Origin of the sequence: Pseudonocardia ailaonensis (assembly GCF_039531635.1) — a bacterium.
Lineage (GTDB): Bacteria > Actinomycetota > Actinomycetes > Mycobacteriales > Pseudonocardiaceae > Pseudonocardia > Pseudonocardia ailaonensis.
Map to the genome: position 1 here is coordinate 65,077 of NZ_BAAAQK010000022.1, position 22,124 is coordinate 87,200.

The following is a 22,124-nucleotide window of genomic DNA, read 5'->3' on the forward strand; positions in this document are numbered from 1 at the left end:
CCACGAGGAGGCCCGCATGGGATCGATGGTCGGCGCCGCGGTGGTCCGCAAGGAGGATCCGGCCCTGCTCACGGGGCGCGGAACCTATGTCGACGACATCCGGCTGTCCGGCACGGTCCACATGGCGTACGTCCGCTCCTACCTCGCCCACGCCCGCATCCTGTCGATCGACACCGCCGAGGCCGCGGCGATGCCGGGCGTGCTGGGCGTGTGGACGCACGACGACCTGCCCGGCCTGCCGCCGAACCGCTCGGTCCCCGGCATGGAGCGGCCCTGCCTCGCCACCGGGAAGGTGCACTTCGTGGGCGAGTGCGTGGCCGTCGTCGTCGCCACGGACCGCTACCTCGCGGCGGACGCGGCCGAAGCCGTCCTCGTCGAGTACGAGGAGCTGCCGGTGATGGCGACGGTCGAGGCCGCGCTCGCCGAGGGCGCCGCGCCGATCCTCGACGGGCTGCCGTCGAACGTCGCCCTCGAACAGGTCCTCTCGGCCACCGACGCCGAGGAGGAGCTCGCGGCGGCGCCCCATCGCCTGAGCATCCGGCTGAAGAACCAGCGCTGCGCCGCGGTCCCGATGGAGCCGACGGTCTGCCTGTCGGACTGGCAGAGCTCCGGCCTCACGATGTACGCCACCACGCAGACCCCGCACCACATGCGCAACGAGATCGCCGCCAGCTTCGGGCTCTCGCAGCAGGAGGTCCGGGTGATCGCGCCGGACGTCGGCGGCGGCTTCGGCGCCAAGGCGTCGAGCTACCCGGAGTTCCTCCTCACCGCCGAGCTGTCGAAGCGCCTGCGGCGGCCCGTCAAGTATGTCGAGACGCGCAGCGAGAACATGACGTCGATGGTCCACGGCCGCGCGCAGTGGCACGAGGTCGAGGTCGGGTTCGACGACGACGGGACGCTCCTCGCCCTCCGGGTGCGGATCACCCAGGACTGCGGCGGCTGGCCGGACGCGACCGGCATCGGGCTGCCCACGCTGACCTCGTTCATGGCCGGCGGCTGCTACCACATCCCGGTGATCGCCCCGAGCTTCCGCTCCGTGGTCACCAACACCACGCCGGTGGGCTCCTACCGCGGCGCCGGGCGTCCCGAGGCCTCGTTCATGATCGAGCGGGTCGTCGACCAGGTGGCCGCCGAGCTGGGTCTCGATCCCCTCGACGTGCGGCGGCGGAACTTCGTCCAGCCCGGCGAGATGCCCTTCGCCACCCAGTTCGAGGGGATCGTCTACGACGAGGCGGACTTCCCCGCCTGCCTGGACAAGCTGCTCGAGCACGTCGACTACGAGGCCCTGCGCACGGAGCAGGCCGGGTTGCGAGGGGATCCGGACGGCCCACTGCTCGGCATCGGGTTCTCCACCTTCGTCGAGATGGGCGGCTTCGGCCCCACTCCCCTCTTCGAGCAGTTCGGCTACGTCGGCGGCTGGGAGTCCGCGAACGTGCGGCTCAACGTCGACGGCTCCGCGGTGATCAAGGTCGGGACCAGCCCGCACGGGCAGGGCCACCAGACGGCATTCGCCCAGATCGTCGCGGACGAGCTGCAGATCGACTTCGAGCGCATCACCCTGATCCACGGCGACACCGCCACCGTGCAGGAGGGGATCGGGACGATGGGCAGCCGCGGCGTGCCCGTCGGCGGCTCCGCGGTGATGAAGGCCGCGATCAAGGTCCGGACCAAGGCCCTGAGGATCGCCGCCCACATGCTGGAGGCCGACGAGAACGACGTCGAGCTGGTCGACGGCGTGTTCACGGTCAAGGGCACCGCCCAGTCCGTGACGATGGGCGAGGTCGCCGTGCGGGCGTTCAAGCCGCATCTGCTGCCGGAGGGCTTCGACCTCGGGCTCGACGAGACGGCCTTCCACGAGCCGACGAACCTGTCCTATCCGTCAGGGGCGCACTGCTGCGTCGTCGAGATCGACCGCGGCACCGGCAAGGTGAGGATCCGCCGGTACGTCGCCGTGGACGACTGCGGCACCGTGATCAACCCGCTGATGGCCAAGGGTCAGATCCACGGCGGCGTCGCGCAGGGCATCGCGCAGGCGCTGATGGAGGAGGTCACCTACAGCGGGGACGGGCAGCCCGGCGCCGGCACGCTGGTGGACTACACGCTGCCGAGCGCGCTGGACCTCCCGCACTACGAGACCGACCACGTCGTCACGAGGACGAGCTTCAACCCGTTGGGCGCCAAGGGACTCGGCGAGTCGGGCGCCACCGCGGCCCCGCAGGCCGTGGTCAACGCGGTGGTCGACGCCCTGTCCCACCTCGGCGTCCGCGACGTCGAGATGCCGTGCACCCCGCAGAAGGTCTGGCGGATCCTGGCGGAGAAGGCGAGCTGACATGTCCCACCACAAGGTCCGGATCACCGTCAACGGCACGGCGACCGAGGACGAGGTCGAGTCCCGGCTGCTGCTGGTGCACTACCTGCGCGAGACCCGCCAGCTGACCGGCACGCACGTCGGCTGCGACACGTCCAACTGCGGTGCCTGCACCGTGATGCTGAACGGCCGCACCGTGAAGTCGTGCACCGTGCTCACGGTCGCGGCCGACGAGGCGGAGGTGCTCACGATCGAGGGGCTGGCGGCGGACGGCGAGCTGTCGCCGGTCCAGGAGGGCTTCCGCCAGTGCCACGGCCTCCAGTGCGGCTACTGCACGCCCGGGATGGTCATGGCCGCGACGGGGCTGCTGCTGGAGCGGGAGTCGCCGGACGAGCAGGAGATCCGCGAGGGGATCGAGGGGAACCTCTGCCGCTGCACGGGCTACGACATGATCGTCGACTCCGTGCGCTGGGCGGCCGACCACGGCGGCGCGGGCGAGGCCGCGACCGCTCACGCCGACGGAAGGATCTGACCCATGCCCGCAGTACTGCGTGGACTCGAAGGCAAGAACGTGCTGATCACCGGAGCGGCGAAGGGGCAGGGCTTCAGCCACGCCAAGGCCTTCGCCGACGCCGGCTGCGACATCGCGGCGCTCGACATCACCGAGCCGATCGCGGACATCTACCCGCTCGCCACGGCGCAGATGCTCGATGACACGGTGAAGGCGATCGAGGACCTGGACCGCCGGGTCATCCCGCTGCCCTGCGACCTGCGCGACGAGTCGCAGGTGGAGGCGTCGGTGGCGAAGGCACTGGACTTCTTCGACGGCCGCATCGACATCGTCGTGAACAACGCCGGAGTCGCGGCGCTGGACACGATCCAGGGCATGCGGTCGAACGTCCTCGACGCCGTGATCGACACGATCGTCAAGGGGCACATGTACGTCGCGAAGTACGTGGTGCCGAACATGATCGGTCGCCGCTCGGGGAAGATCGTCAACATCTCCTCCGGGGTGACCGGCTCGGGCCACGCCCAGCTGTCGCACTATGTGGCGGCCAAGCACGCGATCCAGGGCCTCACCTCGGCGTGGGCCTTCGAGCTCGCCGAGTTCGACATCAACGTCAACGCCGTCGCGCCGGCCACCATCAAGCCGGGCGAGGGTCAGGGCTCGGGCATGGTCCTGGGGCTGGCGGGCGAGGTCGACATGACCCCGGACGCCGCCTACGAGATGTTCTCCGCGGCGGGGAACATGCCGGGCCCCAAGTGGCGCACCGAGATGCAGAACATCACCGACGCCGTGCTGTTCCTGGCCTCGGACAACGCCGACCAGATCACCGGCCACATCCTGCGCGTCGACGCGGGACAGGGCGCCAAGTAGAACCATCCGTCCAGCCATCCGTCACCGTCGTCGGGGGACGCCATGACCAGCACCGAGAACCGGCCCACGAAGCCCGTCTTCGACCAGGACCAGGAGGCGATGCGCTGCCCGTACCCGTATTACACAGCGCTGCGGGATACCGCCCCGGTCTACCACGACCCGGAGTACGACATCTACGTCGTCAGCCGGCACGCGGACATCGAGAGGGTCAACACCCAGCCCCGGCTGTTCTCCAGCCAGAACCCCATGGGGCCCACGGTGTCCGGGGCGATCGCGGCGATCACCCGGGCCATGACCGACGTGACGCCGGAGTTCGCCGAGCGCGTCCGCGTCGTCATGAGCCGGGGTGACGTGCTGTTCACCCAGGACCCGCCGGACCACAGCCGGCACCGGCGGATCCTCAACAAGGCGCTCACCCCGCGCTCGGTCGCGCGGATCGAGCCGCAGATCCGGCAGCTGTGCCACGACCTCGTGGACCGGTTCGCGGCCGCCGGCGAGGTGGACCTGGTGCCCGCCTTCTGCTCCCCCGCCCCGATCCACGCGCTCGCCACGCTGCTCGGCGTACCCGTGGAGAACTCCGGGGACTTCGCCCGCTGGGCGGACGCCATCAACTCCACCATCGGCACGTCCATGACGGACGAGGAGCTGCTCGGCACCCTCGAGACCCAGATCGAGTTCTGGACGTTCTTCGAGGACGAGGTCCAGGACCGCCGGCAGAACCCGCGCGACGACCTCATCACCGCGGTCGTCCAGGCGCGCAACGAGGGGGACGCGCCGCTGACGCCCAACGAGATGGTGGGGTTCTTCTCCCAGCTCATCGGCGCGGGCGCGGACACCACCAGCAAGCTGCTGTCCTCCTTCATGCTGATGCTCTGCGAGGACCCCGACCTGATGGCCCACGTGCGGGCGCACCCCGAGGACCTGCCGCGGTATCTGGAGGAGGCACTGCGGCTGGAGTCCCCGGTCCAGGGGCTGTTCCGGGTCGCCATGGAGGACACCGAGCTCGGCGGGGTCGCGATCCCACGGGGCGCTCACGTGTGGGTCGTGTACGCCTCCGGCAACCGGGACGACGCGGTCTTCGACAAGCCGGACACCTACGACGCGGACCGGGCGAAGCTGCGCTCGCACCAGGCCTTCGGACACGGTCCCCACTCCTGCATCGGGGCGCCGCTGGCGCGGGCGGTGGCGCGCATCGGGTTCGAGGTGCTCCTGGAGCGGCTCGACGACATCTGGCTCGCGCAGGAGGGCTTCGTGCCGCGGTACGACCCGAGCTACGTCATGCACGGGATGCAGGCCCTGCCTCTGACCTTCACGCCCCTGACCGTCCGGCCCTCGTGACCACGCCGGACGTGCTGGCGGAGCTCGCCGAGCTCCGCCACCGGATCGACGCCCTGGAGTCCCGCGAGGCGATCCAGATCCTGCGGGACCGCTTCCACGACCACGTGAACACGAACCGCTGGGCCGAGATCGGCGACCTGTTCACCGACGACGCGGTGATGGACTACGACTACCTCGGCAGCGCGAGCGGGCGGGCGGAGATCGGCGCCTTCTTCGCCCGCATCCCCGAGCTCCTGCCCGACGGGGAGGGCGCCCCGTTCGTCCGGCAGTTCCTCCACGCCCACGCCGTCGAGGTCGACGGGGACACCGCCACCGGCACCAGCCACCTGTTCGCGACGCCGATCTACCACGGGCAGAGCTTCGTGCTGGCCGGCCGCTTCGCCGACACCTACCAGCGGGTGGACGGCCGGTGGCTCTTCGCGTCGGTCGCCCTCGAGATCTGGTACTCGGTGCCGGTCACCGAGGGGTGGGCGGGCGCCCGGCGCCACCACATGCAGCTCTGAGCGACGAGCCGGACATGCCCTGTCACGACTCCCAGTCGTAACAACGCCGCCATTGACCGCACTCCGCGCCGGTGACTAACGTTTCCCTCTGAGAGGACCGATGTCCCTCTGAGCGGAACACACCGAGGAGCGATCCATGACGGACGCGATCGGCCCGGCGCTGGCAGCAGCGCTGAGCCCGACCGAGCTCGGCGGGGTCCCGGTGCGCAACCGCATCTTCGTCCCCGGCCACACCACCAACTTCGCGCAGGACAACCTGCCGACGCCGCGGCACGTCGCGTACCACCGTGAGCGCGCCCGCGGCGGGGTCGGCCTGATCATCACCGAGGCCGTGCGGGTCCACCCGACCAGCGCGGGCCGCCACATCAGCCTGGGCTGCTTCGACGAGCGCTCGGTGCCGGCGTTCGCGGCGATCGCCGACGCCGTGCACGCCGAGGGCGCCGCCCTGTTCGCCCAGATCATGCACGCGGGCCGGCAGGCCAACGGGGACGCCACCCGCACCGTCGCGTGGTCGGCCTCGCCGCTGCCGTGGAACACCGGCGCGCACACCCCGCACGCCATGGGGCGCAAGGACCTCGACACCGTCGTCACCGCGTTCGGTGCGGCCGCGGCGCGGCTGCGGCGCGCCGGCGTCGACGGGTTCGAGGTCCACGCCGGCCATGGTCACCTGCTGCAGCAGTTCCTCTCCCCGGCCACGAACCAGCGGTCCGACTCCTACGGCGGCCCGCTCGCCAACCGGATGCGGCTGACCCACCGGGTGCTCGAGGCCGTGCGCACCGCCGCGCCGGACCTGCCGGTCGGCCTGCGGGTCAGCGCGGACGAGTGGCTCGACGGGGGCCTCGATCCCGCGCAGGTCGTCGAGATCGTCGGGATCCTCCGCGAGGCGCACCCGCTCGCCTACGTCCACGTCAGCCACTCCGCGTACCACGGCAGCTGGTCGCTCTCCACGCAGATGGCCGACATGAGCTTCCCGCACGCCCCCTTCCGGCACCACGCCGCGCTCTTCCGCAAGGCGCTTCCGGGCCTGCCCGTCCTGGCGGTCTGCCGCCTGGACTCGCTCGCCGAGGCCGCCGAGCTGATCGCCGACGGCGAGGCCGACCTGGTCGGTCTCGCGCGGCCCCACATCGCCGATCCGCACCTGGTGCGCAAGACGATCGAGGGCCGCGCGCACGAGATCCGCACCTGTCTCGCCTGCAACCAGGGCTGCATCTCCCGCGTCGAGCAGAGCCTGCCGATCTCGTGCCTGATCAATCCCGAGGTCGGCGCCGAGCGCGAATGGCTCGAGCTGGCGGCCCGGCCACCGGCCCGCGGCGGCGTGCTGGTCGTCGGCGGCGGGCCCGCGGGGCTGGAGGCGGCGCTGTCCGCCCACCGCGCCGGACACGAGGTGACCATCGCCGAGGCCGGTCCCGACCTGGGTGGTCAGATCCGGATCGCGGCCCGGGTGCCGGGGCGGGAACGCCTGGGGCTGCTGGTCGCCGAGCTGGAGCGAGACGTCCGCGCCGCCGGCGTCACGGTCCACACCGACCACCGGGTCACCGCCTCCGAGGTCGTCGCCGGCGACTGGGCGGACGTCGTGCTGGCCACCGGATCCCGCCCGGCCCGCCGCACGCTGCCGGGAACCGGCGGCCCGCGGGTCGCCGACCTGCACGAGTCCGTGGCGCTGCTCGACGCGGGGAACCCCGGCGGCGCGGTCGTGGTCCTTGACGACGACGGCGGCTGGGCCGGTGCCTCGCTGGCGGAGGCCTTCGCCGCCCTGGGCGCCGAGGTCCACCTGGTCTCCCCCGCGGCCGCGCTGTCCCCACGGATCACCACGTACTCGAAGCTCGCGCTCACCCGCCGCTTCGCCGATCTGCACGTCCGGACCCACCTGATGCGCAAGGTCGTCGACACCGGTCCCGGCCGGGTCACGCTGCTGGACCCGCTCGGCGGGACCCGCAGCGATCTCACCGGTGTCGCGCTCGTCGTCGACGCCGGGATCGGCCTGGCCGAGGACACGCTCTACCGGGCCCTGGACGACCTGCCCGAGGGACCGCGCCTGCACCTGGCCGGCGACGCCCACTCCCCCCGCTCCGCTCTCGAGGCGGTGTACGAGGGCCGCCTCGCCGGTTCCGTACTGACGTCCGAGAAGGACCCCGAACCGATCCTGCTCGCCCTCTCCCGCTGATCCGTGCCGATTTCGCACCCCGTTACTGGAGGTTGGTCTTGCTCGACATCGAGGATCGCCTGACGCTCGACGAGCGTTCGGCCGTGGACTTCGTCCTCGGCCTGCGCAAGCGGTGGTCCGACACCGTCTACCCGGCGATGGTGGCGGAGTTCGCCGCCACCGACGCCCGCCCGGGCTCGGTCGCCGAGGCCGAGGCCCCGCTGCACGGCCTGCCGCTCTACCCGTGGTTCAGCCACCTCGAGCGGGTGCAGCAGAAGATGCTGTGGAAGATCGCCGGCGACGCCGTGATCGCCCGCCGGGAGGATCTCCTGGAGCAGTTCGCCGAGGCCTCCGGGCCGGGCGAGCTGGTGCTCGATCCCGAGGTCCCGCTGCCGGACTGGTACACCGACTACGACATCCACGTGCAGCCCGGCGGGGTGTTCTCCGACGACCTGTCCGCGTACGTCTACGAGTTCGGCGCGCGGATCGTGATGCTCCGCGACAACGACGGGTACAAGTTCCACCAGCTGTTCGCCACCACCGCGCTGCCGGAGATCCCGGAGGCCCGCCGGGTCCTCGACATGGGCTGCGGGTTCGGCAAGAGCACCCGCCCGCTCAAGCTGCGGTACCCGACCGCCGAGGTGATCGGCGTCGATCTCGCGGCGCCCGGCCTGCGGCTCGCGCACGCCGAGTCCGCCGAGACCGGGCTGGACATCAGCTACCGCCAGGCGGACGCCCGCGCGTCCGGCATCGACGCCGGCTCGTGCGACGTCGTGACCGGCACGATGCTGCTGCACGAGATGCCCGGCGCCGTCATCAAGGAGACGATCGACGAGGCGGCCCGGCTGGTCCGGCCCGGTGGCACCGTGGCCTTCCTCGAGTTCCAGCCCACCGGGGACCCGCTGCGCGACGCGACGATCTTCGAGCACGCCGAGCGCAACAACGAGCCCTTCTTCCGGGACCTGTTCGGCAACGACCTCGTGGCGATGTGCGAGGAGGCCGGCCTGGAGAACGCGCGCTGGACCCCGTTCGACGAGCGCTCCTCGGGCATGAGCCCCACCGGCTGGGGCCAGCGCCGCGAATGGCACTTCCCCTGGGCCGTCCTGTCCGCCACCCGCCCGGAGAGCTGATCCATGAGTTCCGAGTTCGACTACCTGGACGATCCGCGCATCTCGAAGCTGCTCGACCTGACCCTGCAGCTCGCCACCGAGGTGCACGTCGCCCGCACCCGCGAGCGCGCGCTGGAGGCCGCCCTGGTCCGCCACGGCGTGCTCACCGAGGGCGAGCTCGACACCTTCCGCCCCTCGGAGCAGGAGGCGGTCGTCCTCGACCGCGAGCGGGACCGGTACACCCGCCGGCTCGTCCGGATCATCACCGAGGCCGGCCCCGCCGAGCACCCGCTGCGCAGCCAGTGGGAGGACGCCCTCTCCGAGAAGGCCGGCTGATGGAGCCCGCCGTTCTCGTCGACCGGTACCTGCAGCTCTGCGAGCGCCGCGAGCTCGCGGCGGCGGGCGCCCTGCTGACGGACGACGCCCGGCTCGTCTTCCCGGGCGCCGAGGGCGGCACCGTCCATCACGACCTGCCGTCCGTCGTGGCGGCGTCCGCCGGGCTCTACCGGCGGGTCGGCAAGCCCGAACGGCACTACGCGGTCGCGACCGGCGGCGGCCCGACCGTCGTCACCTGTCGCGGCACGCTCGCCGGGGAATGGCTCGACGGGAGCCCCTTCTCCGGCATCCGGTTCGTGGACGTCTTCGTCCTCGACGGCGACCGCATCGCCGAACAGCACGTCTACAACGATCTCGCGCTCGCGGCCCCGGCCCGGCGCCCCCATCCCCTGGAGAGTTCGCGATGAAGGTGGCACGACGGGTTGCGGCAGTGGCCGTGGCCGGGGGCCTGATGCTCCTGGCGGCCTGCGGCAGTGGGAGCAGCGACCAGGCCGCTCCCGGCGCAGGTGGCACGAAGAAGATCACGGTCGCCATCGCGGCCGCGGTCCTCGGCCCGAAGGAGGAGGTCGCGGTCATCTCCGTCGGGAAGCAGATGGGCTACTACGCCCAGGAGGGCATCGACGTCGAGACGATCAACGCCGACGGCTCGGTCGCCGCGGTGCAGGCGGTCGCCTCCGGCAGCGCCGACATCACCCCCGGCGACACCGGCTCGCTGCTCGCCGGCGTGCAGAAGAACGTCCCGATCACGGTGATCGGCGGCCTGGTGCAGAACTGGCCGTGGCAGATCGCGACGCTGCCGACCAGCACGATCAAGTCCGCCGCGGACCTCAAGGGCAAGAAGGTCGGCGTCATCAGCCTGGCCTCGGGCTCGGCGCCGTTCGCCCGCGCCGTGATCCGCAGCGGTGGCCTCGAGCCGGACCGCGACGTGGAGCTCATCCCGGTCGGCGTGGGTGCCCAGGCGGCCGCCGCGATCAACAGCGGGGCCGTCGACGCGCTCGCCCTCTACGGGCAGGCCTACACCGTCCTGGAGCTCTCGGGCACCAAGCTCGCCTACATCCCGAACACCGACCAGTTCCAGGGCATCCGCTCGCTGAGCTTCGCCGCCGCGTCGAGCAAGCTGACCGCGGACAAGGACCTCTACGGCAAGTTCCTGCGCGCCTCCTACAAGGCCCTGCTGTTCTCCGCGGCCAACCCCAAGGCCGCGATGACCATGGGCTACCAGGTCTACCCGCAGATCCTCGCCGGCCAGACGGCCGACCAGCGGATCACCAACGACACGGCGTCCCTGACGGCGTGGATCAAGTCCGCCACCCCGGCCACCGGCCAGCCCGCGGACTGGAAGAACTGGGGCGCGATCAGCGACGCGGACTGGGCCAAGACCCAGACCTACACCCAGGGCGCCGGCCAGATCACCGCGCCGATCGCGCTGAACAAGGTCTGGGACCCGTCCCTGCTGACCGAGGCCAACAACTTCGACAGCGCGGCCGTCCTGGCCCAGGCGGCCAAGGGCCAGCCGTAACCCGATCCCGAGACCAGGCCGGACGAGGAAGGAAACCATGGTGAGCGTCCCCACCACGGCGCGGCAGGACCGGACCGCCGGTGCCCCGGCACCGGACGAGAACCGGTGGATCGAGGTCCGTGGCCTCAACAAGATCTACCAGGCCCGCCGCTCCGAGCCGACGCACGCACTGGCCGACATCGACCTGTCGGTGCGGCGCAGCGAGTTCGTCTCGCTCGTCGGCCCGTCCGGCTGCGGCAAGACGACGATGCTGAAGATCCTCGCCGGGCTCGTGTCCCGCAGCTCCGGCGAGGTCAGCATCGCCGGCCGCTCGGTCACCAGGCCCCTCCCCGAGGTCGGCATGGTCTTCCAGGCCGCGACCCTGCTCCCCTGGCGCACCGTGCTGCAGAACGTCATGGTCCCCGTCGAGGTGCAGGGCCTGGACAAGCAGCGCTTCCGCGCCCGCGCGCTGGAGCTGCTGGAGATGGTGGGGCTGGCGGAGTTCGCCGACAGCTACCCCTACGAGCTGTCCGGCGGCATGCAGCAGCGGGCCGGGATCTGCCGGGCGCTCGTGCACGATCCGGCCGTGCTGCTGATGGACGAGCCGTTCGGCGCGCTCGACGCGATGACCCGCGAGTACATGAACGTGGAGCTGCTGAACATCTGGCAGCGCAGCGCGAAGACGATCGTGCTGGTCACGCACTCCATCCCGGAGGCGGTGTTCCTGTCCGACCGCGTGGTGGTGCTCTCCGCGCGGCCGGGCCGGATCGCCGAGGTCATCGACATCGACCTCGAGCGGCCCCGGGACCTCTCGATCATGTCCAGCGACCGGGCCGGCGTGTACGTCGACCGGATCCGGCGCCACTTCAACGCCAGCGTCATCGACTGAGGGAGGACCGCGTGACCACCACCGACGTGGAGCGGCCCGCCGGGTCGCCCTCGAAACACTCGCCGAAGCGGGAGCCCGGACGGTTCGACGTCCGGGAGCGGCCCGAGCTGCTGCTCGTGCCGGCCGTGTTCGTCGTCATCGTCCTGGCCTGGCAGTTCCTCGTCCCGGCCCTCGGCGTCGACGCCTACATCCTGCCCACCCCCAGCTCCATCGTGGCGGCGATGGGACAGCAGTTCTCGGACCCGCTGTTCTGGGGCCACTTCGAGGTGACCGTCCGCGAGTCGGCCATCGGCTTCGCCATCGGCGTGGGCAGCGCGGTGCTGCTCGGCACCGCGATCTCCCAGGTCCGGCTCGTCGAGAAGACCCTGATGCCCTACGTCGTGGCCTTCCAGACGGTGCCGAAGGTGGCGCTCGCGCCGCTGTTCGTGGTCTGGTTCGGCTTCGGGCTGACGAGCAAGATCGTGATGGCCGCCGTCATCTCGTTCTTCCCCATGCTGGTCAACGTCATCGAGGGCCTGCGGGCCGCCGAGGCGGACCGCATCCAGATGCTGAAGGTGTTCGGCGCCAGCCGGATGCAGATCTTCCGGATGGTGCGACTGCCCAGCGCGATGCCGTTCATCTTCGCCGGCCTCGACATCGGCATCGTGTTCGCCATCCTCGGGGCCGTGGTCGGCGAGTTCATCGGGGCCAAACAGGGGCTGGGGTACCTGTTGCTGCAGACCAACTACAACTTCGACATCGCCGGCATGTTCTCCGTGCTCGTGGTGCTGTCGGTGCTGGGTCTGCTGGCGCACTTCCTGATCCGGTTCATCCAGCGCAAGGTCGCCTTCTGGGCGGAGGAGAGCCGGGTGATCGCGGCGTGAGCGAACCATCGGCGCAGCGCCAGGATCCGAACCGCTTCGAGGGCCGGGTCGCGCTGGTCACCGGCGCCGCCCGCGGGATCGGTGCCGCCATCGCCGAGACCCTCGCCGAGCGCGGGGCCACCGTCGCCTCGGCGGACGTGCTCCCGACGGGTGAGTGGACGCTGAAACTCGATGCGCCCCATACCCGGCACACCCTCGACGTGCGCTCGGGCGACTCCGCCCGGGCCGTCGTCGAGGAGGTCCTGGCCGCCCACGGCCGGATCGACCATCTCGTCAACGGGGCCGGGATCGTCCGGCGCGGGTCCGCCCTGGACACCACCGAGGACGACATCGCCGACGTGCTCGACGTGAACCTCGTCGGCACGTTCCGGGTGACCCGCGCGGCGCACGACGCGCTCGCGGCCACCCGGGGCTCGGTGGTCAACATCGGCTCCACCAACGGCCACATCGCCGTGCTGAACACGCTGGGCTACTGCGTGAGCAAGGCCGGCGTGATGCACATGGCCCGGGTGCTCGCCCTGGAGTGGGCGCCCGAGGGGATCCGGGTCAACGCCGTGGGGCCGACGATCGTGCCCACCGACATGACCGCCGACCTGCGGACCGACCCGGCCTACATGGCCGACAAGCTGGCCACGATCCCGTTGGGGCGCATGGCCGAGGCCGACGACGTCGCCGACACCGTGACCTACCTGCTCTCCCCCGCCGCCCGCATGATCACCGGTCAGACGATCTTCGTCGACGGCGGCGTGACCATCCACTGAGACACCCCTGATCCCGCTCCCCAGCACCACGTCCCCGGGAGGACCCTCGTGACCGCGCCACCCCGCGTGACCGACCGCACCGCCGTCGAGGCCGCTCTGGCCGCCGTCGACGAGCACTTCGACACCTTCGTCGCCGAGCTCCAGGAGCTGTGCCGCTTCCGCAGCCGCCGCCAGGAACCGGACCGGATGGCCGAGACGGCCGACTGGCTGGCCGCGGCGGTCCGCCGCTGGGGCGGGTCCGCGGAGGTCATCCCGTGGGAGCACTCGCACCCCTACGTGCTCGCCGAGACGCCGGGCGGGTCGGCGCGGCTGCTGCACTTCACGCACTACGACGTCGAGGTCGAGCCGGCCGGGGACGACTCGGACTGGATCACCCCGCCCTACGCGGCGGAGATCACGGACGGCGCGCTCTACGCCCGCGGGGTCGCGGACGACAAGGGCGCCATCATGTCCCGGCTGCACGCGGTGGCCGCGTGGAAGCTGGCGGGCCTCGAGGCACCCGTCACGACCCGGATCATCATGGAGGGCAAGCAGATGCTGCACTCCCCCGGGCTCGGCTCCTTCGTCGAGGCGCACGCGGACCGGCTGGCCTGCGACGGCGCGCTCTGGGAGAACTCCTGGCGGGACAGCACCGGCCGCCCGCTGCTCAAGCTGGGCGAGAAGGGCGTGCTCTACCTGCGGCTCTCGGTCCGCACCCTGCCCCGCGAGCTGACCAGCCAGAACACCGCGCTGCTCCCGGCCGCGACCCTGCGGCTCGTCGGTGCGCTGGCGAGCATGCAGCGCCCGGACGGCACGGTCCTCGTCCCCGGGTTCGCGGACGGCGCCAAGCCCCCGTCGGCCGAGGAGCTCGCGCTGCTGGGCGAGGTCGAGTTCGACGGCGAGTTCCTCCGCCGCCGTGCCGGCGTGACCTCGTTCCTGGGCGACGTCGACGACCGGGCCGCGGCCATCGCGATCCGGACCCGGCCGACGATGACCGTCGCCAGCCTGTCGGGCGGCGACGACCGCGAGGACGTCACCCTCGGCATCCCGGCCACCGCCACGGCCAAGGTCGAGATCCGGCTCGTCGCCGGGCAGGATCCCGAGCAGGTGCTCGACGCGATCAGCCGCCACCTGCGCGCCAGCGGCTTCGCGGACGTCGAGATCGCCGTCATGGCCACCAGCCGGCCGAACCTGACCGACCACGACCACCCGTTCGTCGGGCTCGTGGCGGACACCGCGCGGCTGACCTACGGCTCCGAGCCCGTCATCGAGCCCTACACGCAGTGGATCGGCAACCAGGGTGTGCTGGCCGGGCACCCGATCGTCGGCGTCGGGGTGTCGCGCGCGGACTCCGGTGTGGATGGTCCGAACGAGCACATCCTGCTCGGGGACTACAAGGCGGGCATCAAGCACGTCATCGAGATCATGGCGGCGATGGGGACACAGAGCGGAGCACAGCAGTGAGAAGCCTCGGCGGGGCCTCGGACCGCGCGTACGTGCGGATGCCGTGGGGCCAGGTCCACTACCGCCACGGCGGTGCGGCGGAGGCGCCCACGGTGCTCGCGCTGCACCAGTCGCCGCTCTCGTCGGCGACCTACGAGGCCACCATCGCCCCGCTCGTCGCCCGCGGCCTGCGGGTGATCGCGCCGGACACCCCCGGGTTCGGCATGTCCGACCCGACGCCGGACCCCTGGAGCATCCCCGAGTACGCCCGCGCGGCCTGGGCGTTCGCCGACGCGCTGGGCCTCGGCGAGGTGCACCTGCTCGGCCAGCACACCGGCGCCGTCGTGGCGGCCGACATGGCGCTGACGCAGCCCGGCCGGGTCCGCGGTGTGCTGCTGCAGGGCCTGCCCCTGTACGACGACGCGGAGCGCGCCGAGAAGAAGCGCAGCTACGCGCCCGGCTACACGCCCGTCGAGGACGGCGGGCACGTGCAGGTGATCCGCGAGCGGATCAAGGGCCTCTACCCCCGCCTCGACGTCGCGGAGACCGACCGGCAGGTCGTCGAGTACCTGAGCACCGGGCCGGACTACGCCACCGCCTACCGGGCCGTGTTCGAGTACACGGTGGACACCGCGGCGCTCGACCGGCTGCCGGTGGTCCTCCTGCACGGCAAGGACGATCTCGTCGACCGGTTCACCCCGGTCGTGACGGCCGCGCTGCCGAGCGCCCCGCTCGTCACCATCCCCGGGGGCACGGACTTCGTCATGGACGAGCAGCCGGAGGCCTTCGCCGAGGAGGTCGCCCGGTTCGTCCTGCGCGAGCCGGCCGCCGTGGGGGGCCGGGCGTGAGCGGGCTCCGGACCTGCCGCACCATCGGGACGCGGGGCGGACCGTGAGCGCTGTCCCGAGTACCGCCGACGAGGGGGACGTCATGCCCGAGCAGGAGATTGCCGGTCAGGAGACCGACGCGGGATCGCGCTCGGGGCTGGCGCGCGCGCTCACCGTGATCGAGCTGATCGCCGAGCGGTCGCCGGAGACGATGGGGCTGTCCGTGCTGGCCAGGGACCTGTCCCTGTCGAAGTCCGTGACCCACCGGATCCTCAAGGAGCTCGTGGCGCTGGACTTCCTGGCGTTCGACCCCGCCACCAAGCACTACCGGCTCGGGTCGGGCGCGCTGCAGGTCGGGCTGGCCGCGCTGCGGGGGCTCGACGTGCCGCGCCTCGCGCGCCCCTACCTGCGGCGGCTGGTGCAGCGCACGTCGGAGACGGCGACGCTGTCCGTGCGGCAGGGCTGGGGCCGGGTCTACATCGACCAGGTCCTGTCCCCCCACGAGATCCGCATGTCCGTGGTGCTGGGTACCAGCCACGCGCTGCACGCCGGCTCGTCGTCGAAGGCGATCCTGGCCGGACTGCCGGACGCGGACGTCGACGAGTACCTCGAGTCCCACGCCCTGGACCCGGTCACCGCCGCGACCATCACCTCCGTCGACGCGCTGCGCACCGAGATCACCCACATCCGCGAGGTCGGCTACGCGCTCAGCTCCGGCGAGCGGCAGGCCGGCGCGGGCAGCGTCGCGGCGCCGGTCCACCTGGCCAACGGCGACGTGTTCGGCTCCATCTCGCTGTGCGGGCCGATCGACCGGTTCCGGCCGGACGTGGCGGCGGCGCACGGGGCGCTCGTCGCCGAGACGGCCCGGCGGATCAGCGCCGAGCTCGGGCACCGGGCCAGCATGAAGGAGGCGTGATGGCGGGGCCTCTCGAGGGCGTGCGGGTGATCGACGTGTCGACGATCCTCGCCGGGCCCCTGTGCTGCCAGATCCTGGGCGACTACGGCGCCGAGGTGATCAAGATCGAGCACCCCGTCGCCGGGGACGCGATGCGGGGGCACGGCCGCAGCAAGGACGGCCATCCGTTGTGGTGGAAGGAGATCTCGCGCAACAAGCGGACGGTCGGGCTGAGCCTGTCCGATCCCGCGGGCGCCGAGGCCTTCCTCAGGCTGGCGGCGACGGCCGACGTGGTCGTGGAGAACTTCCGGCCCGGCACCCTGGAGCGCTGGGGGGTCGGCCCCGAGGAGCTGCGTGCGGTGAACCCCGGTCTGGTCCTGGTGCGCGTCACCGGGTTCGGGCAGGAGGGCCCCTACGCCTCCCGGGCCGGGTTCGGCACGCTGGCCGAGGCCATGAGCGGCTTCGCCCACCTGACCGGTGAGGCGGACGGGCCGCCCACGCTGCCGGCGTTCGGCCTGGCGGACAGCATCTGCGGCATCGCGGCCTCCTCGGCCGTCGTCATGGCGCTGTACCACCGGGACGCCCGCGGCGGCGAGGGCCAGGTGATCGACATGAACCTGCTGCTGCCGATCCTGACCGCCGTCGGACCGGGGCCGCTGGAGTTCGACCAGCTCGGCATCGTCGGGACCCGGCACGGCAACCGCTCCACCAACAACGCCCCGCGCAACACCTACCGCACCAAGGACGACCGCTGGGTCGCGGTGTCGACGAGTGCGCAGCAGATCGCCGAGCGGGTGCTGCGGCTGGTCGGGCATCCCGAGGTGATCACCGAACCCTGGTTCGCCACCGGGGCGCAACGGGTCGAGCACGTCGAGGAGCTGGACGCCTACGTCGGCGACTGGATCGCCGAGCACACCCGGGACGAGGTGATGGAGGCCTTCGCCGCGGCGGGGGCGGCCGTCGCCCCGGTGTACGACGCGCGGGACATCGTGGAGGACGAGCACGTCCGCGCCACCGGCATGATCCGCACGGTCGACGATCCCGATCTCGGCCCGATGGCGATGCACGACGTGCTGTTCCGGATGTCCGGGACCCCCGGCGGGATCCGGTTCACCGGCCGTGGCCGCGGCGCGGACACCGACACCGTGCTGATCGACGAGCTGGGCTACGACCCGGACACGGTGGCCGCCCTGCGCGACCGCCGGGTCGTGGGCTGAGCCCGAGATGCGCTGCAAGGAACGAGAGGGAGCATGACCGCGACCGAGACGACGGACCCGCTGCTGCAGATCGTGGCCGGCGGCCTCGAGGTCCACGACCTCGGCCGCCCGCTGACGATCGGGATGCCGCAGTCGCCGAACCATCCGCCGTACTGGCACACGCTGCCGCGCCGGCACGGCGACCGCGTCCGCACGGACGGGGCGTCCGCCGCCAACGACATGATCACCATGGGCACGCACGTCGGCACCCACATCGACGCGCTGGCCCACGTCTCGCAGGACGGGAAGATGTACGGCGGGTGCGACGCCGTGGCGGCCGGGGTCGGCGGGAAGTACGAGGAGCTGGGCGCGCACACGATCGCCCCGATCGTCCGCCGCGGCGTGCTGCTCGACGTGCCCGCCACGCTGGGGCTGCCCGGCCTCGGCGGCGGGTACGAGATCACGCCCGCGGACCTCGACGCCACCGTCTCGCGCCAGGGCACGCCGGTCGGCGAGGGCGACGTGGTGCTCGTCCGCAGCGGCTGGGGGCGGAACTTCGGCGATCCCGATCCGGGCACCTACGTGGGCCACGACTCGGGAGTCCCCGGTGTCTCGGCCGCGGGCGCGCAGTGGCTCGCCGACCGGCGGGTGCACGCCGCCGGCGCGGACACGATCGCCTTCGAGCGCCTCGCCCCCGGCGAGGGCCACGCCACCCTGCCCGCCCACCGGGTGCTGCTGGTGGAGCACGGGATCTACATCGTCGAGGCGCTCGACCTGGAGGGGATCTCCGCGGCCGGGGTGCACGAGTTCCTGTTCGTGCTCAGCCCGCTCGCGCTGTTCGGCGCCACCGGCTCGCCGGTCCGCCCGCTCGCCGTGGTGAGCGGACCGTCGGGGAGTGGGCGATGACCGAGCGCACGCTCTCCGAGGAGCTGTCCGCCTTCGCGGCGAAGACCGCGGCCGGCGCCCTGCCCGAGGACGTCGCCGCGAGCGTGCGGCGCCGGGTGCTCGACATCCTCGGCCTGTGCGTCGCGGCCACCGCGCTGCCGACGAGCCGGGCCGCGCTGGACCACGTCGAGGAGCAGGGCGGAGCCCCGCAGGCACACGCGATCGGGCTCGCCGGTCCGGTGCCCGCCACCTGGGCCGCGTTCGCCAACGGCGTCACGGCCCACTCGCTGGACTACGACGACACGCACCTGCCCTCGGTGCTGCACCCGAGCGCGGCCGTGATCCCGGCGGCGCTGGCCGCCGCCGAGCTGGCCGGGGCGAGCGGGGCGACCACGGTCGCCGCGATCGCCGTCGGGCTGGAGACCGCCGTCCGGATCGGGATGGCCGGCTACGACGCGGAGCTGCGCAACTCGGTGTTCTTCGAGCACGGCCAGCACGCGACCTCGATCTGCGGGGCGCTCGGCGGCGCCGCCGCGGCCGCCGTCCTGCTCGGGCTCGGCGAGGAGGGCGTGCGGGACGCGCTCGGCATCGCCGCCTCGATGGCATCGGGCGTGATCGAGGCCAACCGGACCGGCGGTACCGTCAAGCGGCTGCACTGCGGCTGGGCGGCCCACTCCGCCGTCACCGCCGCCCAGCTCGTCCGGCGCGGGTTCACCGGTCCCCCGACGGTCCTGGAGGGCCGTTTCGGGTTCTTCCAGGCGTTCATCCGGGACCGCTTCGATCCCGCGGCGATCACGGACGGGCTGGGCGTCCGGTGGGAGGTGCCGGGGATCTTCTTCAAGCCCTACCCGGCCAACCACTTCACCCACACCGCCGTGGACGCCGCGGCGCGGCTGCGGGAGCGCGGCGTGCGCGCCGAGGACGTCCGCTCCGTGCGGCTGGGCGTCCCCTCCGCCGTGGCGCGGACGGTCGGCGAGCCGATCGAGGTCAAGCGCGCGCCCGACACCGGGTACCAGGCGCAGTTCAGTGGCCCCTACGCCGTGGCCGTCGGGCTGCTCGGCGGGACCGGCCTCGGCGCCGGGCTCGCCGACTACACGGACGAGCTCGCACAGGATCCCGTGCGGCGCAGGCTGATGGCGACCGTCGAGGTCGTCGGCGACGAACGCTGCGACGCGATCTTCCCTCACCAGTTCCCCGCGACGCTGCGGGTCACCACGACCGACGGCACGGTGTGGACCGAGGAGGTCCTGGAGAACCGCGGCGGGCCCCAGCGCCCGCTGTCGGACGCCGAGCTGGCCCGCAAGTTCCGCGACAACGTGGCCGGCATCGTGGCCGACGACGTCGCCGCCGAGATCGAGGGCGCCGTGCTCGCCCTCGACACCGCACCGTCCCTCACCCCGCTGCTCGCGCTGCTCGCCCGCAGCGTCTGATCGGCCCGTCAGATTTCGCTAGGAGCATCTCCCGTGGCTTTCGACACCGTCCTCACCAATGTCCTCGTGGTCGGTCACGACCGGCCCGAACCCGAGCGCCTCGACATCGGGATCACCGGCGGCCGCGTGACCGCCCTGGGCCCCGCCCTGGACACCGAGGGCGCGACCGTCGTCGACGGCGGCGGCAAGTACGCCTTCCCCGGCGTGGTCGACGCCCACCAGCACTGGGGCATCTACAACCCGCTCGCCACCGACACCGAGGTGGAGAGCCGGGCCTGCGCCCAGGGCGGGGTCACGACGGCGCTGAACTACATGCGGACCGGGCAGTACTACCTGAACAAGGGCGGCCCGTACCAGGACTTCTTCCCCGAGGTGCTCGCCGCGTCCGCGGACCGCGCGCACGTCGACTACGCCTTCCACCTCGCGCCGATGAGCAAGGAACACATCGGCGAGATCCCGCGGCTGATCTCCGAGTTCGGCGTGACGTCGTTCAAGATCTTCATGTTCTACGGCGGCCACGGGCTGCACGGGTCCTCCGCGGACCAGAGCTCGTTCCTCATGACGCCCGAGGGCGAGCGGTACGACTACGCGCACTTCGAGTTCGTGATGCGCGGCATCCAGGCCGCCCGCGAGCAGTTCCCGGAGCTGGCCGAGGAGATCTCGCTGGGCCTGCACTGCGAGACCGCCGAGATCATGACGGCGTACCAGAAGATCGTCGAGGAGGAGGGCACGCTCACCGGGCTGCACGCCTACTCGGCCTCGCGCCCGCCGCACTCCGAGGGCCTCGCCGTCTCCATCGCGTCCTACCTCGCGCACGAGACCGGCCTACCCAAGATCAACCTGCTGCACCTGAGCTCGGCGAAGGCGGTCGACGCCGCGCTGCGGATGGCGAAGGCCTTCCCGCACATCGACTTCCGCCGCGAGGTCACGATCGGCCACCTGCTCGCGGACGTCGACACCGCACAGGGCCTGGGCGCCAAGGTGAACCCGCCGATCCGCCCGCGCGAGGACGTCGAGGCACTGTGGACGCACCTGCTCGCCGGCGAGCTGGACTGGGTCGTGAGCGACCACGCCTGCTGCAAGGACGAGACGAAGTTCGGGGATCCGCGCGACGACGTGTTCCTCGCCAAGTCCGGCTTCGGCGGCGCGGAGTACCTGCTCGCCGGGCTGGTCACCGAGGGCTCGCGGCGCGGGTTGTCGATGCAGCGCATCGCGCAGCTGACGTCCTGGAACCCGGCCACCCGCTTCGGGCTGCGCACCAAGGGCGCCATCGCCCCCGGCTTCGACGCCGACATCGCGCTCGTCGACCCCGAGGTCACCTGGACCGTGCGGGCCGCGGACTCCGAGTCGGCGCAGGAGTACACGCCGTTCGAGGGCTTCGAGCTGACCGCGGCGGTCACGGACACCTTCCTGCGCGGCGAGCGGGTGCTGGCCGACGGCAAGGTCGTCGGCGCGCAGTCCGGCCGCTACCTGCACCGCCCGACCGGCCGCTGATGCTCGCCCCCCGCAGCTACCTCTACGTCCCCGGGGACCGGCCGGACCGGATGGCCACGGCCGCCGGCCGCGGCGCGGACGCGCTCGTCCTCGACCTGGAGGACGCGGTCGCCGTGCACGCCAAGGGAAGTGCGCGACGGGCGGTCGCGGAGTTCCTCGCGACCGCGCCGGACGGACCGGAGCTGTGGGTGCGGGTCAACGCCGACCTGCTCGACGAGGACGTCGCCGCGGTGGCGATGGCGGCGTGTACCGGGATCCTCCTGCCGAAGGCGGAGCCGGAGCTGCTGCTGGAGGCGCACGAGGCGTTGTGCCGGGCCGAGCTCGCCCGGGACCTGGTACCGGGCACCTTCGGGGTCGTCCCCCTGGTCGAGACGCCGCGGGGGATCGTCGACGTCGTCCGGCTCGCCGAGGGCCCCCGGGTGCGGCGGATGGGGATCGGCGAGGCGGACCTCGCCGCGGCCCTGGGCCTGCGGCCGGGACCCGACCGGGCCGAGCTCGCCCCGCACCGGGCCATGCTCGTCGTCGCGTCCGCGGCGGCCGGGCGCCCGGCGCCCATCGCGCCCGTCGAGACCGATCTGACCCTCGACGACGCGACCCTGGCCGAGCGCACCCGCGCCCTGCTGCGGGAGGGTTTCCGGGCCCGGACGGCGATCCATCCCCGGCAGGTTCCCGTGCTCAACGCCGTGTTCACGCCGACGGCGGAGGAGGTCGCGGAGGCCCGCGACGTCGTCGACCGGCTGGCGGGGACCGGGTCCGGGGTCGGCCTGGACCGGCGGGGCCGGCTGATCGACGAGGCGATCGCCCGGTCGGCGCGCGACGTCCTGGCGCGCCAGCGGCGCTAGGGAGTGT

The 22,124-nt window shown here is 72.3% G+C and carries 21 protein-coding genes; all 21 read left to right on the forward strand.

Annotation, left to right across the window (positions count from 1 at the left end; translation table 11 throughout):
* The first annotated feature begins 16 nt into the window (after positions 1-16).
* The 21 genes from ABD324_RS26730 (at position 17) to ABD324_RS26830 (ending at position 22,117) form a co-directional block, all read left to right on the forward strand.
* Complete coding sequence (locus ABD324_RS26730; RefSeq protein ID WP_344422858.1) at positions 17-2,329, forward strand: xanthine dehydrogenase family protein molybdopterin-binding subunit; 2,313 nt, start codon at positions 17-19, stop codon at positions 2,327-2,329.
* A 1-nt stretch (position 2,330) separates the two neighbouring features.
* Complete coding sequence (locus ABD324_RS26735; RefSeq protein ID WP_344422861.1) at positions 2,331-2,840, forward strand: (2Fe-2S)-binding protein; 510 nt, start codon at positions 2,331-2,333, stop codon at positions 2,838-2,840.
* Positions 2,841-2,843: 3 nt separating this feature from the next.
* Positions 2,844-3,686 carry an SDR family NAD(P)-dependent oxidoreductase gene (locus ABD324_RS26740; RefSeq protein WP_344422864.1) on the forward strand — a complete coding sequence of 281 codons (843 nt, stop codon included), beginning with the start codon at positions 2,844-2,846 and terminating at the stop codon, positions 3,684-3,686.
* Between the two features lie 42 nt (positions 3,687-3,728).
* Complete coding sequence (locus ABD324_RS26745) at positions 3,729-5,024, forward strand: cytochrome P450 (protein WP_344422867.1); 1,296 nt, start codon at positions 3,729-3,731, stop codon at positions 5,022-5,024.
* Positions 5,021-5,527: a nuclear transport factor 2 family protein gene (locus ABD324_RS26750; RefSeq protein WP_344422870.1), complete on the forward strand. Its 507-nt coding sequence runs from the start codon at positions 5,021-5,023 to the stop codon at positions 5,525-5,527. Before ABD324_RS26745 ends, ABD324_RS26750 begins: the two co-directional genes overlap by 4 nt.
* A gap of 136 nt (positions 5,528-5,663) precedes the next feature.
* Entirely contained in the window at positions 5,664-7,691 is a 2,028-nt protein-coding gene (locus tag ABD324_RS26755; protein WP_344422873.1) for an oxidoreductase, read from the forward strand.
* Positions 7,692-7,729: 38 nt separating this feature from the next.
* Complete coding sequence (locus tag ABD324_RS26760) at positions 7,730-8,800, forward strand: class I SAM-dependent methyltransferase (RefSeq protein ID WP_344422876.1); 1,071 nt, start codon at positions 7,730-7,732, stop codon at positions 8,798-8,800.
* Positions 8,801-8,803: 3 nt separating this feature from the next.
* On the forward strand, positions 8,804-9,115 hold the full coding sequence (locus ABD324_RS26765) for a hypothetical protein (protein WP_344422878.1): 312 nt from the start codon (positions 8,804-8,806) through the stop codon (positions 9,113-9,115).
* Positions 9,115-9,522: a nuclear transport factor 2 family protein gene (locus tag ABD324_RS26770; RefSeq protein ID WP_344422881.1), complete on the forward strand. Its 408-nt coding sequence runs from the start codon at positions 9,115-9,117 to the stop codon at positions 9,520-9,522. Before ABD324_RS26765 ends, ABD324_RS26770 begins: the two co-directional genes overlap by 1 nt.
* A complete protein-coding gene (locus tag ABD324_RS26775) occupies positions 9,519-10,634 on the forward strand; it encodes an ABC transporter substrate-binding protein (protein WP_344422884.1) in 1,116 nt (371 codons plus the stop codon). The genes ABD324_RS26770 and ABD324_RS26775 overlap by 4 nt, the downstream gene beginning before the upstream one ends.
* 40 nt (positions 10,635-10,674) lie before the next feature.
* The gene (locus tag ABD324_RS26780; RefSeq protein ID WP_344422887.1) at positions 10,675-11,502 is read left to right on the forward strand and encodes an ABC transporter ATP-binding protein; all 828 of its coding nucleotides are present in this window, start codon (positions 10,675-10,677) and stop codon (positions 11,500-11,502) included.
* A gap of 11 nt (positions 11,503-11,513) precedes the next feature.
* On the forward strand, positions 11,514-12,365 hold the full coding sequence (locus ABD324_RS26785; RefSeq protein ID WP_344422890.1) for an ABC transporter permease: 852 nt from the start codon (positions 11,514-11,516) through the stop codon (positions 12,363-12,365).
* On the forward strand, positions 12,362-13,126 hold the full coding sequence (locus ABD324_RS26790; RefSeq protein ID WP_344422893.1) for an SDR family NAD(P)-dependent oxidoreductase: 765 nt from the start codon (positions 12,362-12,364) through the stop codon (positions 13,124-13,126). Before ABD324_RS26785 ends, ABD324_RS26790 begins: the two co-directional genes overlap by 4 nt.
* Before the next feature lie 48 nt (positions 13,127-13,174).
* Positions 13,175-14,569, forward strand: a complete 1,395-nt coding sequence (locus ABD324_RS26795) for a M20/M25/M40 family metallo-hydrolase (RefSeq protein WP_344422895.1) — start codon at positions 13,175-13,177, stop codon at positions 14,567-14,569.
* Positions 14,566-15,396, forward strand: a complete 831-nt coding sequence (locus tag ABD324_RS26800) for an alpha/beta fold hydrolase (protein ID WP_344422898.1) — start codon at positions 14,566-14,568, stop codon at positions 15,394-15,396. Before ABD324_RS26795 ends, ABD324_RS26800 begins: the two co-directional genes overlap by 4 nt.
* An 82-nt stretch (positions 15,397-15,478) precedes the next feature.
* Entirely contained in the window at positions 15,479-16,291 is an 813-nt protein-coding gene (locus ABD324_RS26805) for an IclR family transcriptional regulator (RefSeq protein ID WP_344422901.1), read from the forward strand.
* Positions 16,291-17,487, forward strand: coding sequence for a CaiB/BaiF CoA transferase family protein (locus ABD324_RS26810; RefSeq protein WP_344422904.1), 1,197 nt, complete (start codon positions 16,291-16,293; stop codon positions 17,485-17,487). The genes ABD324_RS26805 and ABD324_RS26810 overlap by 1 nt, the downstream gene beginning before the upstream one ends.
* A 33-nt stretch (positions 17,488-17,520) precedes the next feature.
* Entirely contained in the window at positions 17,521-18,372 is an 852-nt protein-coding gene (locus ABD324_RS26815) for a cyclase family protein (RefSeq protein ID WP_344422907.1), read from the forward strand.
* The gene (locus tag ABD324_RS26820) at positions 18,369-19,781 is read left to right on the forward strand and encodes an MmgE/PrpD family protein (RefSeq protein WP_344422910.1); all 1,413 of its coding nucleotides are present in this window, start codon (positions 18,369-18,371) and stop codon (positions 19,779-19,781) included. Before ABD324_RS26815 ends, ABD324_RS26820 begins: the two co-directional genes overlap by 4 nt.
* 33 nt (positions 19,782-19,814) lie before the next feature.
* Positions 19,815-21,275, forward strand: a complete 1,461-nt coding sequence (locus tag ABD324_RS26825) for a dihydroorotase (RefSeq protein WP_344422913.1) — start codon at positions 19,815-19,817, stop codon at positions 21,273-21,275.
* Positions 21,275-22,117, forward strand: coding sequence for an HpcH/HpaI aldolase/citrate lyase family protein (locus tag ABD324_RS26830; RefSeq protein WP_344422916.1), 843 nt, complete (start codon positions 21,275-21,277; stop codon positions 22,115-22,117). Before ABD324_RS26825 ends, ABD324_RS26830 begins: the two co-directional genes overlap by 1 nt.
* Positions 22,118-22,124 lie beyond the last annotated feature (7 nt).